This is a genomic window from Pseudonocardia sp. D17 (genome assembly GCF_036984265.1).
In the GTDB taxonomy this organism is placed as follows: domain Bacteria; phylum Actinomycetota; class Actinomycetes; order Mycobacteriales; family Pseudonocardiaceae; genus Pseudonocardia; species Pseudonocardia benzenivorans.
Genome location: NZ_BPRG01000050.1, coordinates 131,773 through 149,105 on the forward strand (window position 1 = coordinate 131,773; position 17,333 = coordinate 149,105).

Genomic DNA, 17,333 nt, shown 5'->3' on the forward strand with positions numbered 1-17,333 from the left:
GTCAGGGCTGGTAGTCGGCGGCCTGCTTGATGACCGCGGCGGAGTCGAACTGGTTGGCGGTCTGCAGCTGCGAGGGGTCCCAGATCTTGTCGAGCTCGACCGGCCCGGTGATCTGGCCGGCCTGCTGGGTGTAGTCCTGGGTCTTCGCCCACTCGGCGTCGCTGATCGCGCCCCAGTCCTTCCACGAGGACGGCTCGCCGGTGGCCGGGGTGGCGGTCTTGATCCAGGTCTTCAGCGTCTCGGTGTCGTTGGCCAGCCGCGTCGACGGGTCGGCGCCGCCGAGGATCTGCGGGAACACCTGGTAGCCGATGCGCATGGCGGCCTCGGGGTTCGAGGCGGAGAACAGCATCGCCTTGTACGCCGCACGCAGGAACTTGCCGTAGGTCTCGGGGCTGTCCTTGAAGTTCTTCGACGCGACGGCCCAGCTCAGCGAGCGGATGCCCTGGAAGACGTCCGGGTTGTCGAGGTAGGCGAGCTTCGTGCCCGCCAGCTCGATGACGGTGTAGGCCTGGGTGTAGAGCGCGAGGGCGTCGACCTGGCCGCCGTTGAGCGCCGCCGCGGCCTGCGCGCCGACACCCACCGGGACGAGCTCGACGTCGGTCTGCGGGTCGAGGCCGGCGGCCTTGACGTACGCCCGGGCGTAGGGCGCCGAGCCCGAGGCCAGGCTGATCACGCCGATCTTCTTGCCCTTGAGGTCGGCGCCGCTCTTGACGGGCGAGTCGGTCTTGGTCGCGATGACCCACGGCCAGTTCTGGACGAGACCGCCGATGGTCGTGATCGGGACGTTCTTCTGCGCGGCGGCGAGCAGCGAGCCCGTGTCGGAGGCGGTGATGCTGCCGCTGCCGGAGGCGACGGCCTGCACGGCGGCGACGGAGCCGTCGGCGTTGATCGTGTCGACGGTCAGGCCCTCCTCGGAGAAGTAGCCCATCTTCTGCGCGACGGCGTAGACGGCCACCTCCTCCTTGGGTCCGATGACGGCCGACGCGATGGCCATCGTGAGCTTGGTGGGCTCGCCGCCGCCGCTGCCGCTGCTGTTGCTGCTGCCACTGTCGCCGCCGCTGCCACAGGCGGACAGCAGCAGGATGCTGCCGGCGGCGAGCGCGCCGAGCAGCTTTCGTCCGGTCTTCATGAGGTGGACTCCAGGTGGAGGGGGGTCGCCGCGGCCGTCGCGGCGATCGAGAGGTCGTTGAACACGTGCTGCTCGGCGATGCGGTCGCCGTCGAACACGAACACGTCGACGAAACGGATCCCGGAGAAGGACGTGCCGTCGAGCCACCGCCCGGACAAGGTGCCCAGGCAGGTGACGGTGGTGGCCCCCGAGCCGTCCGAACCGGCGAGGTAGCGCCGTTCGGGCTTGCCCACCTGCAGGTAACGACCCTTCGCCGCGGCCACCATCGACGGCAGGTCGGTGAACACCACCCCGCCGGGGAAGACGAGCCGGGCGCCGGGTGCGAGGTGGGCGGCCGCCTCGTCGAGACGGCGCTGCTCGCACAGCGTCAGGTACGTGTCGACCCGCTCGACGGCGGTCACGGCCGGCATCAGCCGGCCTTCGTGGCGAGGGCGTCCTCCCACTGCTCGCGCAGCGGGTGCTCGGCCGGTCCGGACTCGGTGATGATCCGGACGAGCCGGCGGGTGTAGGCGTCACGCTCGCGGTCGAGCGTGGCGGCCTCGTCGGCGGTGGCGCGGAAGCCGTCCAGCTCGCCGGCGGTCAGGGTGCCGGAGCGCACGAGCAGCTGCTCCAGCGCGCGGGTGCGCTGGCGTCCGACGTGGACCTCCGTGGCCAGCTGCAGGACCAGGTCCAGCAGCTTGGAGATCCGGCGGTCGCCCAGGTAGTCGAACTCGTCTGCCATCAGTTCTCCTCGGCGGGGCGGGTCGCGGTCAGCACGGCCCACGGGAAGTGCCACTCGGGACGGTGGCCCCAGCCCTGCGGGCGCATACCCTCCAGGCGCTCGTCGAACGGCGTCCAGCGGGCGTCGGTGAGGCCGTACCTCGCGCAGAGGGCGACCAGGTCGCTGCCGAACAGGTCGTGGAAGAACGGCTCGTTGTTGCGCTCGGCGTGCTCGACGACGGTGACGTCGCGCAGGGCCTCGCCGGTGGGCTGGAACTCGAGGAACGCGACGGTCCCACCCGGCTTCACGATGCGTGCGGCCTCGGCGATCGTCTCCTCGATGACGCTCGCGGGCATCTCGTGCAGCAGCATCGTCCCGGTGACGACGTCGCAGCTGTCGGCGTCCAGGCCGGTGCTGCGGGCGTCGGCCTGCCGGTAGCTGACCTCGATGCCGGCGTCGGCACTCTCGGCGTGGGCGAGCCGCAGGTTCGGAGCGGCGAGGTCGATGCCGATGACCTCGGCCGTCGGGTAGCGCAGCTTCAGCGGCCGGGTGCTCTTCCCGAACCCGCAGCCGAGGTCGACGACGCGGGTCGCCTCGGGGAGCTCGGGCAGCGCGGTGGTAACGAAGAGCTGGTGGAACTTGTAGCCGTCGTTGTCGCGCAGCATGACGATGCGCGCGCCGAATTCGTAGACGTAGGCCGACAGGTCGTCGGAGAAGACGCCGCCCGGCTGGACGTGGATGTCGTAGTCGGTGTACCAGTCCGGCAGGACGAGGTCGGGGTCGAGCCGGAGGCTGCCCTCGGGTCCCGCGGGGGCCTGCTCGAGCTGGCCGAGCAGCTCCTCGCGCCGTGCGATGACGGCGTCGCCCGCGATTTTCCACAGCATCTTCTGCTGTACCCGTTCGAGGTGGCTGAACCACGGATACAGCGGCAGATCGTGCAGCGCGGTGTCGGCGTCGCCGGCGGTCGCCGGGTCGGCGCCGGTCGCGACGAACTCCTCCACGAGGGCGGGATAGATCGTGTCCGACCAGCGTTTGCGCAGGCTGAGCACGAAGTCCACGGAAGAGCGCTCGTCGAGCGTCAACCGTTCCTCGATGTCGAGCACGAATGACCTCCGGGTTCGGCCGGCGGTGCCGGCAGATCGTCGTGCCGGCGGGGCCGGCGGATCATCCGGGCCGGCGGGTGCCGGCGCGGCGGTTCGGTATGCAGATGTCGATCGGTTCGCGTGCGGGTTCAGCGGGTCAGCGCGAGCAGGAACGGTGCCGGGTCGTGCACGGTGGTGTGCACCGCGCCGGCGAGCCTGCCCTCGTAGACGGCCTCGAGCGCGGTCCGCGGGGAGTTGGCGTCCCCGGCGAGGTGCAGGCGCGGACCCGGCCCGTTGCCGACGAGCGCGTCCAGCGCGCGGTGCAGCTCGTCGTCGGCCGAGCCGGACCCGGCGTCGACGACGAGCGTGACGCCCTCCACGCGGGCGCGGGTCCCGCCGACGACCTCGACGAGGTCGACCGCGTCCGGACCCGCCGCCTCCGGCGTGCACATCAGGTGGACGTGCACCCCGAGGTCGGACAGCCGCGGGACCAGCGCCAGCTTCGAGTAGGTCGTGATCTTCGGGCTCAGCGGCGCCGACGGCGAGACGAGATGGACCTCGGCGCCGCGGCGGGCGAAGCGCTCGGCGAGCGAGGCGGCGGGCCAGCCGCCGTCGTCGTCGAGCACGAGGACCGCGCCGGTCGGCGCCTCCTCGGCCTCGACGAGCTCGACCGCGGTCCAGGTGTCGACGACGCGCGGACCTCCCGGCAGCTCACGGCGCGCAGGGCGCGACCCGGTCGCGACGACGACGTCGTCCCAGCCGCCGTCGAGCACCTCGGCCGGGGTGACCCGGTGACCGGTGACGACCTCGGTGCCCGCGTCGCGCACGGCGCGCTCGAGGTCGTCGACCAGCAGCACGAGCCGCTCGCGGCCCCCGACCCGCGCCGCGGTGCGCAGCTGCCCGCCGAGCCGGTCGGCGGCCTCGACGAGCCGGACGGTGTGGCCGGCCCGGCGGGCGGACAGCGCCGCCTCCAGGCCCGCGGGCCCGCCGCCGACGACGAGCACCCGCCGTGCCGGCGCGGTCGCGGCGCGCTCCCGGTGTGCCGCCCACTCGCCCTCGGCACCGACCTCGGGATTGACGACGCACGAGATCGGCAGGCTCTGCTCGACGCGCGCGATGCAGCCCTGGTTGCACGCCAGGCAGTTGCGGACCTCGTCCGGGCGACCCTCCGCGACCTTGCGGACCAGGTGCGGGTCGGCGATGTGCGGCCGGGCGAGCGCGACGAGGTCGGCGTCGCCGTCGGCGACCAGCTCGGCCGCCTCGGGCAGCGTGTCCAGCCGGCACACCGCGATGACGGGCAGGCCCGGCAGTGCGCGCCGGAACGCGGCGGCGTGGTGCCGGAACGGCGCGTGCCCGAAGCTCATGTCCGCCATCTGCGTCGAGAGCGACCAGCTCCCGTGGTAGGCGGAGTGGCTGACGTGCACGTAGGCGAGCGGGAACTCCTCGCGCAGCAGCCCCACGATCTCGATCATCTGGGCGACGTCGAGGCCGCCGGGCAGGAACTCGTCGGCGCTGATCCGGATGCCGACGGGCAGGTCGGTCGCGCTCCGGACGGTCTCGAGGACCCGGCGGCTCAGCCGCATCCGGTTGCCCAGCGAGCCGCCGTACTCGTCGTCGCGCTGGTTGGTGACGGGGGAGAGGAACTGCTGCAGCAGATGGCCGTGGCCGAGGTGGACCTCGAGGCCGTCGAGCCCGGCTCGGGTCATCCGGGTGGCGGCGGCGCCGAAGGCGTCGACGACGGTGTCGAGGTCGCGGCGGCCCATCGCCCGCGGCACCTGGGCGCCGGAGGTCCAGCGCAGTGGTGAGGCCGACCAGGCGACGGTGCGCGTCGCGTCGCCGTTGGCCTGCCGGCCCGCGTGCATGATCTGCGCGAAGATCTTCGCGCCCTCGGCCTGGACGGCCTGGGCGACCTCGGCGAAGGCGGGGATCGACGAGTCGTCGAAGCTGCCGAGGCTGATGTGGCGCCCCGCGCTCGTCGGGTGCACGCGCACCGCCTCGGTGACGATCAGCCCGACTCCGCCGCGCGCCCGCTCGCGGTGGTAGTCGACGTGGCGGCGGGTGGGCAGGTTCGCGTGCCCGAAGTTGGTGGTGTGCCCGGGGACGACCACGCGGTTGCGCAGCGGGACGCCACCGATCGTCACGGGCGAGAGCACCGCCTTGACCGCGTCCACTCGTTCTCCCTGTTCCGGTGAGCCGTACGGCATTCCGATGAGAGGAACGTAGAGGGGCGTTCCGTCAGAGTCAACGGCCAGTTCGTTATGGTCGTGTTTCGGGGTACTGAATCGATTTCAACTGGAATGACGACGGGAGCCATGTGCGGGCCCGCAGGGTTGGGGCGCTCCTGCGTGTGCGGGCGCTCGACCGGCATCGGGATCGGAACGGTCGATCGGGGTGATACGGACCCCGAGCGTCGTCAGAAGGTGAGCGACTGCCCGTCCCGGTCGAAGGGTGAACGCCCCGTCGCGGAGTCGGGGCCCGCCGGTCGGCGCGGACCACCGGGGGTGGCCCGCCCGGCGAGCGCATCGGTCACCAGGGCCGCCGCGGCGACCACGTCGGGTGCGACGGCGGCGATCCGCTCGTCGGTGAGGCGGAAGCGGGGGCCGCACACCGAGACCGCGCCGACGGCCACGTCGGCCCGGCCGAGGACGGGTGCGGCGACCGAGGCGGCGCCGGCCTCGCGTTCGCCCACCGACGCCGCGTGGCCGTCCGCGCGGATGCGGGCGAGCTCGGCGCGCAGCCGGTCCGGGTCGACGACCGTCGCCTGCGTCACCGCGCGCAGGTCGCGGGACAGGGCGAGGTCGATCTCGTCCGGGGTCGAGAACGCGAGGATGCACTTGCCGACCGCGCCGGCGTGCAGCGGGAGCCGGCGACCGACCTCGACCGACATCGTGATCTCGTGCGCCCCGACCACCTGGTCGAGGAAGAGCCGGCCGCCCGGCACCTTCGCGCTCACGGTCGCCGTCTCGTGCAGGCGGTCCCGGAGGTCGACGAGATGGGGCAGTGCGACCGCGCGCAGGTCCGAGTCCCGCAACGCCCGGCTGCCGAGGGACGCCGCGGCGGGGCCGAGCCCGTACTCGCGGCTCGCGGCGTCGTAGGCGACCAGGCCGCGGCCGGTGAGGGACTGCAGGATGCGGTGGACGACCGCCTTGGACAGACCGAGCTCGCGCGCCGCCCGGGTGACTCCGATCGTCCGCGGCCCGTCGGAGAAGAGCAGGAGGATGTCGGCGACGCGCTCGCTCGAGCTCGTGCCGCCGGTCGCCTCGGGCACCTGCACCTCATTCCGCTCAGAGGAACAACAGACGAACCGCCAGGGCGACGTCATCGCACCAGGTACCGCGCCACCGACGACGTCTTGCCTTCGATACTGGTAGATGTTCTCATCGCTGCGCCGGGAAGACAACGACAGATGTTCCTCCTGGCGGAACAGGGGGTGGACGTCGTGACCGACAGGAATGACGCGCCGCCGCCGGAGCGGGTGTTCCGGCCGTTGACGCTCGGTCCCGTGACCTTGCGGAACCGGATCTTCGTTTCGGCCCACACGACGAACCTCGGCGAGCGGCACGAGGTCTCCGACCGGCTCGTCGCCTACCACCGAGAGCGTGCCGCGGGCGGCGTCGGGCTCGTCGTCACCGAGGGGCTGCGCGTCCACCCCACGACCCTGAAACGACCCGAGGCCCTGTCCGTCTGGTCCGACGACGCCGTCGCGCCACTGCGCCGGCTGACCGCCGCCGTCCAGGGCGAGGGCGCGGCGATCTTCGCCCAGATCCTCCACTCGGGACGGGAGGCCGCCGACGACTACACGCGGACGCCGTCCTGGGGACCGAGCCCGATCCCCTGGAGCCGGGGCGCGGCCGTACCCCACGCGATGACGACCGACGAGATCGACGAGCTGGTCGACTGCTTCGCAGGCGGCGTGCTCCGCGCCGCGGCCGCGGGGCACCTTCGACGGGGTCGAGATCCATCTGGGTCACGGGCACCTGCTGCAGCAGTTCCTCTCGCCCATCAGCAACGGACGCGACGACGAGTACGGCGGCACACCCGCGAACCGGGCGCGGCTCGTCGAGCGGGTCCTCACCCGGACCCGGGGCCTGGTCCCCGCCCACATGGCGTTCGGCGTGCGGATCAGTGCCGAGGAGTTCGTCGACGGCGGCCTGGGCGTGGACGTCATGTCGCAGTGCGCCGCGCAGTGGGCGGCGAGGTACCGGCTGGACTTCGTCGACGTCAGCCACTCCGCCTACGTCGGCGGCCCGTCCCTGTCGACACAGATGGCCGACATGTCGCACGGCCCGGCGCCCTTCGCGCATCTCGGGAAGGCGGTGCGCGACCGGCTGCCCGACGACGTCGCGACGCTGCTCGCCTGCCGGATCGACTCCCTCGACGTCGCCGAGGACGTCCTGGCCGCGGGATGCGCCGACGCGACGGCCATGACGCGCGCGCACATCGCCGACCCCGGCCTCATCCGCAAGCACCGCGGCGGCGAGGTAGTCCGCAGGTGCACCTCCTGCAACCAGCTCTGCATAGGCCGCTCGTCCGGCGGCCTGCCCATCAGTTGCGTCGTGAACCCCGAGGTCGGCCTCGAGGAGGCCTGGCGCGAGGCCTACGCCGCAGCCGACCGGGTCGTGACCGGCGGACGTCCCCGGCTCCTGGTGGTCGGCGGCGGCCCGGCCGGGATGGAGGCGGCGCTCACGGCCACGCGGTGGGCGGACGTCACACTCGTCGAACGTGAGCCCGCACTCGGCGGTGCGCTCCGGACGGCCCGTGCCCTGCACGGCCGGTCCGGTTGGGCCCGGCTGGTCGAGGACCAGGAGCGGACGTGCCGGGAGCGCGGCGTCGAGCTCCGCCCGGGCGTCGCGTTCGACGCCGGCCTCCGCACGGCCGAGCCGTGGGACGGGATCGTGCTCGCGACGGGCGCCATCGTCGGGCCGCGATGGAGCGACGACCGCGACCCGGTGCGCTGCTTCGGCTCCGGCGTGCCGGATCCCGCCGGTGTCCGGCGGGCCGCCGTCCACGACGACCGCGGCGGCTGGGAGGCGTGGGGCGTCGTCGCACACCTCGTGCACCATGGCGTCGAGACGCACTACGTGACGCCGCTGCAGAGCCTGGCGCCGGGCGTGACGATCTACTCCCGACTCGGCCTGCTCGCCGGACTGCGCGCGTCCGACCTGCTGCACGTCCACCTGATGACGACCGTCTCGGGGTGGCGCGACCGCGTGCTGACCCTGCGGACGAGCCTGCCGGACGCCGAGACCGCCGTCGCGGACGTGGACGCGCTGTGGGACGCCGGCGTCGCGACCCCGGCTGCGCCACGTCGGCTGCCGGTTCCCCATCGTGTCGTCGGCGACGCCTACGCGCCGCGCGACGCGGGATGGGCCGTCTACTCGGGGAGGCTCGGCGCGCTGCGCATCCTCGCCGACATCCGACACCGCGACGACCCCGTGGCCCGCTCGACGGCCCAGCGGGGCCTCGACGCGCTGCCACTGCACACCCACCGACGCTCGCCGATCGGCGTGTAGCACACGTCGGACCAGGGAGAACCGTGAAGATCTGGTTTCAGAAGCATACGATCATCGGCCGCAACCCGTGGCTCGACGAGACCTACCCGAGACACGCGACGGCGATGCTCGGGGACCGCGCGGACGTCACGTTCGTCGGCCTGCCCGGCGCGGTCTACGACGACCAGATCCCGGCCGACTACGTGCGGTTCGGCCAGATCGAGGTGTTCTTCTCCTGGTACTTCGCCTCCCAGGCGGTGAAGGCCGAACGCGCGGGCTACGACGCCTACGTCATCGGCACGAGCCAGGACCCCGGGCTGGCGATGGCCCGCTCGCTGGTCTCGATCCCGGTGCTGGCCTACGGCGAGACCGCGTTCACCCTCGCCCGCACCCACGGGCTGCGCTTCGGCGTCGTCGGTTTCATCCCGGAGCTCGAGGAGGCCCTGACCGCCAACATCCGGGCACTGGGGCTGGCGGACTCCTGCGTGGGGTTCCGGTACCTCGAGGGCGGACGCGACCTCGTCACCAGCGCGACACGTGACGGTCGCACCGACGCGCTGGCGGCGGCGATGGACGAGGCCGCGGCGACGTTGCGCCGCACCGGGGCGCAGTGCATCGTCCCCGGTGAGGGGCTGCCCAACGAGATGCTGTGGGCGGCGGGCATCCACGAGGTCGGTGGGCTGCCGGTGATCGACTGCGACGGCCTGGTGATGCTCACCGCGGAGATGCACGCCCGGGCCCGCCGGCTCCGCGTGTGGGCGCCTGACGACGACAGCTACGACACCCGTCGCGCGCCCGACGAGGTGATCGACCGGATGACGGAGATCTTCAGCCCGGGCGGTGGGAGGTGGTGACCCCCGCCGCGCCCGCCCAGGAGCGCGTCATCGCGGTCTGGGACGCGATCGACGCCTCGTTCGACGGCTACCTCGACGAGCTCGAGGAGCTCTGCCGGTTCCGGTCACGGCGCGAGGAACCCGACGGGATGCTCGCGACGAAGGAGTGGATCGAGCGCCGGCTGCGCGCCCTGGGCGCGTCGATCGAGGTGGTCGAGTCCGCCCGTGCCTACCCGTACCTGCTGGCCAGGGTGGGGACCGGTGAGCGCTCGCTGCTGAACTTCAACCACTACGACGTCGAGGTCGAGCCGCCGGGACCCGACGAGGCGTGGACGACACCGCCCTACGAGCCCGCGCGCCGCGACGGTCGGATGTTCGCCCGCGGCATTGCCGACGACAAGGCCGCGCTGCTCTCGCGGATCCACGTCGTCGACGCGTTCGTGAAGGCCGGCGTCGAGCTCCCGGTCGAGGTGCGGTTCCTGATCGAGGGGAAGCGCACACTCGGCGCCCCGGCCCTCGCGGAGGTGGTCGACTGCTTCCCGGACTTCGTCCGCGCCGACGGTGCCCTCTGGGAGAACTCCTGGAGCGACTTCGACGGAAGGCCGCTGCTCAAGCTGGGGGAGAAGGGGATCCTCTACCTCGAGCTCCGGTGCCGGGCGCTCGACCGCGACCTCAGCTCGCAGAACGCGATCCTGCTCCCGCAGGCGGCCGCGCGCGTGACGGCCGCCGTCGCGGCGCTGACCCGATCCACCGACGGGCGGCACGTCCCCGGCTTCCTCGAGTCCGTGACGCCGTGGGGCGAGATCGACGCCGCGACCCTCGCGGCGATGCCGTTCGACCGCGAGTACCTGATCGGCCGGGCCGGGGAGTCGTTGCGCGAGAGCCTGACCGCCGTCGACGCCCCGGCATACACCGTCCGGACGTCACCGACGATCGTCCTGTCGTGGATCCACGCCGGCCCGCCCGCGGGGTCGGTCGCGCTCGGGGTCCCGGCCGAGTGCAGTGCGGGCATCGAGGTCCGGCTCGTCCCCGGCCAGGCGACCGACGGCGTGCTCGCGGCGTTCCGCTCGTTCCTCGCGGGGGAGGGCCTCGACACCGGCCTGGAGATCGAGGTGCGGCGGGCCGGGGAGCCGGAGTCGACGGACTCGTCGGGATGGTTCGCCGGTGTCGTCGCGGCCGCGGCCGAGCTCGCGCACGGCGTGCCGCCGGTGCTGGAGGCGACGACGGTGTGGATCGGGACGCGGGCACTGGTGGCCGCGGCCGGTGTGCCCGTCGTGGGGGTCGGGATCGCGCGTCCGGACTCCGGCGTCGACGGGCCCGACGAGAACATCCTGATCGAGGACTACCGCCTGGCGTTGCGGCACCTGGCGGCGATCATCGTCGGGATGGCGACGTGACGGCCGCGGACGCCGGGTGGGGTGTGTCGACCGTCCCCACGGCTCGGGGACGGGTGGGGGTGCGGCTGCGCCCCGCGGCCGACCACGGCGTCGTCACGCCACTCGTCGCCATCCTCCACCAGTCCCCGCTCTCGGGCTGGACACACGAGCCGGTCCTCGACCACCTCGGCCACCGCGGTCCGGTCGCCGTCCTCGACACGCCGGGCTACGGGCTCTCCGATCCGCTCGACCCGGCGACGGACGACCTCGCCGTCTACGCCGCCACACTGTGGGACGCGATCGAGATCGTGCGCGCAGGCAGGCCCGTCGTCCTCGTCGGCCAGCACACCGGCGGCCACCTGGCGATGATCATGGCTGCCGCGCACTCCGGGGTCGTCGCCGCGGTCGTGTTCCACGGTGTGTCGCTCTACACCGACGACGAGCGGGCCGAGCGAGCGGCCCGCTATGCCCCCGACATCGAGAACGCCGGGGACGGCACCCACCTGGCGACGATCTGGGCACGGCTGGCCCACCTCTATCCGGACGTCGACATCGCGCTGCGCAACCGCGCCGTCTGCGACTACCTCGTCGCCCGGCCCGGGTATGCCAGCGCATACCGCGCGGTCTTCGCGACGCCCGTCGCTCCGATGCTCGAGGCGTTCCGCACGACGGGGATCCCGTCGGCGGTGCTGATCGGGTCCGCCGACCTGATCGCCACCCGCCAGGACCGGGTCGCCCGCGAGCTCGGGAGCAGGGTGGTCCGTCTCCCCGGGCTGACCGACTTCGCCCCGTGGGAGGCGCCGGCCGACTTCGCCGCGGCCCTCGACGAGCTGGTCGACGAGCTCCTCACCCAGGGGTCCGGTCCCGGCGGCCCGCACGAGCACTGATCGGACGGAGGAAGGACAGGGATGGCCCGCATCGCACTCGACACCCTCGGCGACGACGACCGCCGCCGCATCGACTACCTGACCGCGATGAGGAGGCTCTGGTCGATCGAGGTCTTCGGACGGCTGCGCGACGAGTTCGACACGCTCGCCGCCCGGGAGGGCGCCCCGACGACCCTCGAGGAGGCGGGTGAGCTGGTCGAACGGTGCCCGAGCTACGCGTGGTTCGGCTTCCTCGAGCGCGGCGCCCAGGTCCTCAAGTGGCGGGTCGTGAACGACGTCGTCGCGCGGAACTGGGAGACCCTCGGCGAGGACCTGCGCCCGCCGCACCTCGCGCGCGCGGAGCTGGACCCGGAGCTCGAGCTGCCGGGCTGGTACCGCGACCACGACATCCACTGTCAGCCCGGCGGTGTCTGGGGAGCGGCGCCGTCCGCGCTCGTGTACGAGATCGGGACCCAGGTGCTGCACATCGGCCGCAACCGCGGGCTCGAGCTGCACCGCAGGTTCACCGCGACGTTCCCGGGCGAGACGTACCGGCGGATCGTCGACATGGGGTCCGGGTTCGGCAAGAGCACCCGTCCGTTCAAGGAGCGGTACGCCGAGGCCGACGTCATCGGCATCGAGTTCTCCGGACCGTGCGTCCGACTCGCCGCGACCAGGGCCGACGACGACGGCCTGGAGATCACCTTCCGGCAGGGCGATGCTGCCGCGACGGGCCTGCCCGACGGCACCGTCGACGTCGTCACCGGGACGATGGTGCTCCACGAGATACCGCCCGACGTCCTGCGCGCGACGTTCGCCGAGGCGGCCCGCATCCTCACGCCCGGAGGCATCGTGCGGTTCCTCGAGTTCAGCCGCACCGGCGACCTCTTCCGGGACGCGGTGATGGAGGACCACGCCTGGCGGCAGAACGAGCCGTTCATGCCCGGGCTCATGGAGTTCGACGTCGTACGGGAGCTGTCCGCGGTCGGGCTGGCCGGGGCGCGGTGGGTGCCGTTCGACGAACGGACGGGCGCGCTCCTGCCCGAGGGCTTCCCGGAACGAGCCGAGTGGCATCTGCCGTGGGCGGTGCTGGAGGCGCACAAGCCCGCCCTGGCGGCATCGACGACACCACCGGCGCCGGCGGAGGGAGCAGCATGATCGACATCGATGACGTCGTGGAGGGGCCGGAGCCCGCCTTCCTGGGCAGCGCCACCGTCGACCAGCTGGCGGCGATGGTGCTCACGCTCGGGATGGAGCTCTCGGTGCTCGCCGCCCGGGTCGCCGAGCTGGAGGGCCGGGATCCCGCGACGGACAGCCAGTCGGCGTCGAGCCTGCTCGACCGGCTCTTCGCGAACCTGCGGCCCAGCAGTGGGCACGCCCGCCCGCTGGTCGCGGAGCGCCTCGACCTCGCCGTCCGTCCCTGACGGCCGGCGCGTGGCGTGATACACGGGCTGACCCCGATCCGTGGCGACGTCACCGGTCGCGGGTGAGCACCAGCGCGGAGCCGTCCTCTGGGCGCCGGACGTCGCGACGACGACGTCGTGGCGGGGCCCCGGTCCTGGACCTGCCGGACGGCCTCGCCGACGGTGTTCGTCCCGTGCAGGTAGCCCTCCCCGAGCAGCCCGCCGTGGGTTCTCCAGCGACATGAGGACTGCCTCGCTCCGCTCGTTGTGCAGGAACGGCACTTTCCCGCAACTGGACTGCCGGAAAGGGCCGTTCCTGGCGGCAGGAGGCCGGTGACGTTGCGGGCGTGGTCCTGGGTGAGGACATCGCCCGGCCCGGCCCGGCCCGGCGCGCAGCACGCGGCGGCGGAGCGCCGGCGCGGCACAGCACGACGCGCCGAGCCGTCGGGGCGACGGGCTCGGCGCGCGTGTCGTCGGGGAGCCGGCGGGTCCGGCGTGGTGGTGTCCAGGAGCCGGCGCGGGCCGGCGCCGACGTGGTCAGGAGCCGGCGCGCTCGGCCGCCAACCCGATCGCCACGTCGATGATCATGTCCTCCTGGCCGCCGACGTAGCCCAGCTCGCCGCAGCGACGCAGGATCTCGTGCGCCGGGACCTTGTAGCGCTCGGCGGCCCGCTCGGCGTGCAGCAGGAACGACGAGTACACCCCGGCCCACCCCTGCACGATCGCGTTGCGGTCCATCTTCGGCCAGCGCTGCAGGTACGGCCGCACGACGTCCTCGGCGGCGTCGAGCAGGGCACCGGCGTCGAGCCCGGTGTCCACGCCGAGCCGGTCGAACACCGCGGCGAGCACCTCGGTGGGGGAGTTGCCCGAGCCCGCGCCGAGCGCGCACAGCGACCCGTCGATCGACCGGACCCCGGTCTCGTAGGCGATCACCGAGTTCGCGACGCCCATCGACAGGTTCTGATGCCCGTGGTAACCGACGAGCGCCTCGTCGCCGACCTCGGCGAGCAGCGCCTCGAACCGCGCCCTGGCCTCGTGCATCAGCAGCGCGCCCGCGGAGTCGGTGACGTACGGGCACTCGCACCCGGCGTCGACCATGATCCGCGCCTGCTTCGCCAGGTCGGCGGGGTCGGTGCGGTGGGCCATCATCAGGAAGCCGACCGTCTCCATACCCAGGTCGCGGGCGGCCGCGAAGTGCTGCGGCGACACGTCGGCCTCGGTGCAGTGCGTCGCGACGCGCACCATCTCCGCGCCCGCGTCGTGAGCCCGCTTGAGGTCGTCGACGGTCCCGATGCCCGGCACCAGCAGCACCGCGATCCTCGCCTGCCGGGCCTCTTCGCGGGCGGCGGCGATGAGGGTCATCTCGTCGGTGCCGGAGAACCCGTAGTTGAACGACGAGCCGCCGACGCCGTCGCCGTGCGACACCTCGATCCACTCCACCCCGGCGCCGTCGAGGGCACGGACGGTGTCGCGGACCTGCGTCTCGGTGAAGCGGTGGGCCATCGCGTGGCTGCCGTCGCGCAGCGTGGTGTCGATGATCCGGACGTCGTTGCGGAGTGCGCGCTTCGTCATGCGAGAGCTCCCAGCTCGGCGCGGGCCATCAGCTCGCCGGTGCGTGCCGCGGCCGCGGTCATGATGTCGAGGTTTCCGGCATAGGGCGGCAGGTGGTCGCCGTTGCCCCTGACCTCGAGGAACACGGCGACGCGGGCGTGCCCGCCCCACTCGTCGGTGGGCTCGTCGAACTGCGGCTCGGCACGCAGCGTGTAGCCCGGGACGTACTCCTGCACCCGCAGGACCATGGCGTGGACGGACGCGGTGATCGCGGCGCGGTCGGCGTCGGCACCGATCATGCAGAACACGGTGTCGCGCATGATCATCGGCGGTTCGACCGGGTTGAGGACGATGATCGCCTTCCCGCGCGCCGCCCCGCCGACCTCGGCGACGGCGCCGCCTGTGGTGTGGGTGAACTCGTCGATGTTGGCGCGGGTGCCCGGTCCGGCCGACCGCGACGCGATCGAGGCGACGATCTCGGCGTAGGGCACCGGGGTCACCCGGGAGACGGCTGCGACCATCGGGATCGTCGCCTGCCCGCCGCAGGTGATCATGGAGACGTTCGCCGCGTCGAGGTGGTCCTCGCCGTTCACCGCCGGGCAGACCATCGGGCCGAGGTGGGCCGGGGTCAGGTCGACGGCGCGAATGCCCGCCGCCTCGTAGCGCGGCGCATTGGCCAGGTGCGCCTTGGCCGACGTCGCCTCGAAGACGATGCGCGGCAGCGGGTCCTGGGCCAGCAGCCAGTCGACACCGCCCGCCGACGCCGCCACGCCGGCCTCGCGGGCCCGGGCCAGGCCCTCGGACTCGACGATCCCGGCGACGTAGCGGACGTCGAGCACCGGGCTCCGACGGAGTTTGACCAGCAGGTCCGTGCCGATATGTCCGGGGCCGACGATCGCGACCGGCACCTTCGGGATGTCCATGGACTGGACGATCGCACCGCGACGACGCAGGCTGGAAGGCGTGCGGTCCACTCATCGGAACGGCGACGGGCCCAACTCCGTTCTCGGCCGGGCCCTGACGGTGCTCACCGCGTTCCGGCTCGGCGACGACGAGCTCTCGCTCGCCGAGATCGTGCGCCGCACGGGCATCGCGAAGGCGACGGTGCACCGGTTGGTGAGCGAGCTCGCCGAGTGGCAGGTCGTGGAACGCAGCCCGGGGGGCGGGGTGCGGCTGGGGATGCGCCTGTTCGAGCTCGGCCAGCTCGTGCCGCGGCAGCTGGGCCTGCGCGAGGCGGCGGTGCCGTTCCTCGCCGACCTCTTCGAGGCCACCCACGAGACCATCCACCTCGCGACGCCCGACGGCACCGAGGTCGTCTACGTCCAGAAGCTCGAGGGCCGCTCGGGACCGCGGGTGCCCTCACGCGTCGGCGGCCGGATGCCGATGCACTGCACCGGCGTCGGCAAGGCCATCCTCGCGTTCGCGCCGCCGGAGCTCCTCGACGACGTCCTGCGCGCCGGCCTCACCCGCCGCGCCCCACGCACGATCATCGCGCCCGGCCTCCTGCACGCCGAGCTGGCCCGGATCCGCGAGCGCGGCGTCGCGTACGAGCGCGAGGAGTCGGGTGTCGGTGTCACCTGCGTCGCCGCCCCGGTGCTCGACGCCGACGGACGCGCGCTCGCCGCGCTGTCGATCACGGGCTGGGTCAACCGGTTCGACGCCGAGCGGCTCGCCCCGGCCGTTCGCACCGCGGCCCTCGGCCTCACCCGCGCGCTGGCCGTCGTCCGCTGACCGGCCGCAACCTCATTGTCGTCGCCGGGCGGGAAAGCGACGCTCAGGTTGCGCCCGGCGGGTCGTCCGTCCGCGTCGCGGGGGCGCGTCCGGTGTTGCCTGCCGACCCCGGGCGCAACCTCACTGTCGTCGCCGCGCGGGAAAGCGACGCTCAGGTTGCGCTCGTCGGCCGCATCCGGGCCGGTCGCGCTCGCTCGCAATCCCGCGCGCAACCTCGCTGTCGTCGCCGGGCGGGAAAGCGACGCTCAGGTTGCGCCCGGTCGTGGCGGCGCGAGCGGGCGGCCCTGCCGAGCGTGCTGAACGGGGCGTCGCAGCGGCTCCGTGACGACGAGGTTGCGTCGGGCAACGAACGGGTTTCGGCTGAAGCCGGTTCCTTGCATACAACCCGACCACAGGATATTTTCTATTCACTGCAGAACACGTCGAGGGGAGCCTCCCGTGAGACAGAGACGTCTGTGTTGCCTGCATGATCTGCCTCGTGACCGAACCTGAGATTCCGACGCATCGGACCAAGTCGGAGCTGGCGCTCCGGGTCCTGCGCGAACGAATCCGCAGTGGCCAGCTGGAGGTGGGCTATCGCCTGCAGGTCGACGAGCTGGCGGCCGAGCTGGGCATGAGCCCCACCCCGATCCGGGAGGCGCTCCGCCTGCTGCAGGCGGACCGTCTCGTGCACTACGAGCCGCACCGGGGTGTCGTCGTCGCGCGACACTCGCCGGAACGGCTGTCTGATGTGTATGCAATGCGCATGGCGCTCGAGCCGTTGGCCACCCGGCTCGCGATCGAGCGGATGACCGACGACCAGAGGGGAGAGCTGCAGACCATCCACGAGAGCTTCCTGGCCGCAGGCCGCGCCGGCCGCGGCAAGCGGATGGCTCAGCTCAACTCCGCCTGGCACCTGGCGATCTACGAGGCCGCCGGCTCGGACATGCTGCGGGACTTCACCGCACGGCTGTGGGACGTGTTCCCGTGGCGGACCAACTGGGCCGTCGAGCAGCGGTCGCCCGACAGCATGCGCGAGCACAGCGAGGTCATGGCCGCCGTGCTGGCCGGCGACGCCCAGGCCGGCGCCGACGCGATGCTGGCGCACATCCAGGCGGGCTCGGCCTCCGAGCAGCCCGAGCTGGGCGAGCCGAGGACCTAGGACCCCGCCGGCGACCCCCGGACGCCGGC

General features: G+C 72.9%; 16 protein-coding genes and 2 pseudogenes. 10 read left to right on the plus strand and 8 right to left on the minus strand.

Going from position 1 to position 17,333, the window contains the following annotated elements:
* Position 1: 1 nt before the first annotated feature.
* The 6 genes from PSD17_RS10760 to PSD17_RS10785 form a co-directional block, all read right to left on the minus strand.
* A complete protein-coding gene (locus PSD17_RS10760; protein ID WP_103379810.1) occupies positions 2-1,129 on the minus strand; it encodes an ABC transporter substrate-binding protein in 1,128 nt (375 codons plus the stop codon).
* Complete coding sequence (locus tag PSD17_RS10765) at positions 1,126-1,539, minus strand: hypothetical protein (protein WP_013676267.1); 414 nt, start codon at positions 1,537-1,539, stop codon at positions 1,126-1,128. The genes PSD17_RS10760 and PSD17_RS10765 overlap by 4 nt, the downstream gene beginning before the upstream one ends.
* Positions 1,539-1,850, minus strand: coding sequence for a hypothetical protein (locus PSD17_RS10770; RefSeq protein WP_103379809.1), 312 nt, complete (start codon positions 1,848-1,850; stop codon positions 1,539-1,541). The genes PSD17_RS10765 and PSD17_RS10770 overlap by 1 nt, the downstream gene beginning before the upstream one ends.
* Positions 1,850-2,932, minus strand: a complete 1,083-nt coding sequence (locus PSD17_RS10775; RefSeq protein ID WP_013676265.1) for a class I SAM-dependent methyltransferase — start codon at positions 2,930-2,932, stop codon at positions 1,850-1,852. Before PSD17_RS10775 ends, PSD17_RS10770 begins: the two co-directional genes overlap by 1 nt.
* A gap of 128 nt (positions 2,933-3,060) precedes the next feature.
* On the minus strand, positions 3,061-5,082 hold the full coding sequence (locus PSD17_RS10780; protein ID WP_339122545.1) for an oxidoreductase: 2,022 nt from the start codon (positions 5,080-5,082) through the stop codon (positions 3,061-3,063).
* Positions 5,083-5,324: 242 nt separating this feature from the next.
* The gene (locus PSD17_RS10785; protein WP_445261005.1) at positions 5,325-6,233 is read right to left on the minus strand and encodes an IclR family transcriptional regulator; all 909 of its coding nucleotides are present in this window, start codon (positions 6,231-6,233) and stop codon (positions 5,325-5,327) included.
* A gap of 84 nt (positions 6,234-6,317) precedes the next feature.
* On the opposite strand from PSD17_RS10785, the pseudogene PSD17_RS35350 reads away from it, so the two are divergent.
* The 8 genes and pseudogenes from PSD17_RS35350 to PSD17_RS10820 all read left to right on the plus strand — a co-directional run.
* Positions 6,318-6,782 (plus strand): annotated as a pseudogene (locus PSD17_RS35350) (oxidoreductase); the annotation flags it as partial.
* 76 nt (positions 6,783-6,858) lie between these two features.
* A pseudogene (locus PSD17_RS10790) lies at positions 6,859-7,365 on the plus strand (oxidoreductase); the annotation flags it as partial.
* A 192-nt stretch (positions 7,366-7,557) separates the two neighbouring features.
* Positions 7,558-8,424 carry a hypothetical protein gene (locus PSD17_RS10795; RefSeq protein WP_339122628.1) on the plus strand — a complete coding sequence of 289 codons (867 nt, stop codon included), beginning with the start codon at positions 7,558-7,560 and terminating at the stop codon, positions 8,422-8,424.
* A gap of 23 nt (positions 8,425-8,447) precedes the next feature.
* Positions 8,448-9,257: an aspartate/glutamate racemase family protein gene (locus tag PSD17_RS10800; protein ID WP_339122547.1), complete on the plus strand. Its 810-nt coding sequence runs from the start codon at positions 8,448-8,450 to the stop codon at positions 9,255-9,257.
* Complete coding sequence (locus tag PSD17_RS10805; protein ID WP_339122548.1) at positions 9,254-10,633, plus strand: M20/M25/M40 family metallo-hydrolase; 1,380 nt, start codon at positions 9,254-9,256, stop codon at positions 10,631-10,633. The genes PSD17_RS10800 and PSD17_RS10805 overlap by 4 nt, the downstream gene beginning before the upstream one ends.
* Positions 10,630-11,499 carry an alpha/beta fold hydrolase gene (locus PSD17_RS10810; RefSeq protein WP_013676260.1) on the plus strand — a complete coding sequence of 290 codons (870 nt, stop codon included), beginning with the start codon at positions 10,630-10,632 and terminating at the stop codon, positions 11,497-11,499. The genes PSD17_RS10805 and PSD17_RS10810 overlap by 4 nt, the downstream gene beginning before the upstream one ends.
* Positions 11,500-11,520: 21 nt before the next feature.
* Entirely contained in the window at positions 11,521-12,636 is a 1,116-nt protein-coding gene (locus tag PSD17_RS10815; RefSeq protein WP_339122549.1) for a class I SAM-dependent methyltransferase, read from the plus strand.
* Complete coding sequence (locus tag PSD17_RS10820; protein ID WP_339122550.1) at positions 12,633-12,902, plus strand: hypothetical protein; 270 nt, start codon at positions 12,633-12,635, stop codon at positions 12,900-12,902. Before PSD17_RS10815 ends, PSD17_RS10820 begins: the two co-directional genes overlap by 4 nt.
* A gap of 516 nt (positions 12,903-13,418) precedes the next feature.
* On the opposite strand, the gene dmpG is transcribed toward PSD17_RS10820, so the two are convergent.
* Both dmpG and PSD17_RS10830 read right to left on the minus strand, forming a co-directional pair.
* A complete protein-coding gene (gene dmpG, locus PSD17_RS10825; RefSeq protein WP_013676257.1) occupies positions 13,419-14,453 on the minus strand; it encodes a 4-hydroxy-2-oxovalerate aldolase in 1,035 nt (344 codons plus the stop codon).
* Complete coding sequence (locus PSD17_RS10830) at positions 14,450-15,355, minus strand: acetaldehyde dehydrogenase (acetylating) (protein ID WP_339122551.1); 906 nt, start codon at positions 15,353-15,355, stop codon at positions 14,450-14,452. The genes dmpG and PSD17_RS10830 overlap by 4 nt, the downstream gene beginning before the upstream one ends.
* Here PSD17_RS10830 and PSD17_RS10835 point away from each other — a divergent pair.
* The gene (locus tag PSD17_RS10835; RefSeq protein ID WP_083845243.1) at positions 15,354-16,163 is read left to right on the plus strand and encodes an IclR family transcriptional regulator; all 810 of its coding nucleotides are present in this window, start codon (positions 15,354-15,356) and stop codon (positions 16,161-16,163) included. The genes PSD17_RS10830 and PSD17_RS10835 overlap by 2 nt on opposite strands.
* Positions 16,164-16,641: 478 nt before the next feature.
* Positions 16,642-17,304, plus strand: a complete 663-nt coding sequence (locus tag PSD17_RS10840; RefSeq protein ID WP_158511334.1) for a GntR family transcriptional regulator — start codon at positions 16,642-16,644, stop codon at positions 17,302-17,304.
* Positions 17,305-17,333 lie beyond the last annotated feature (29 nt).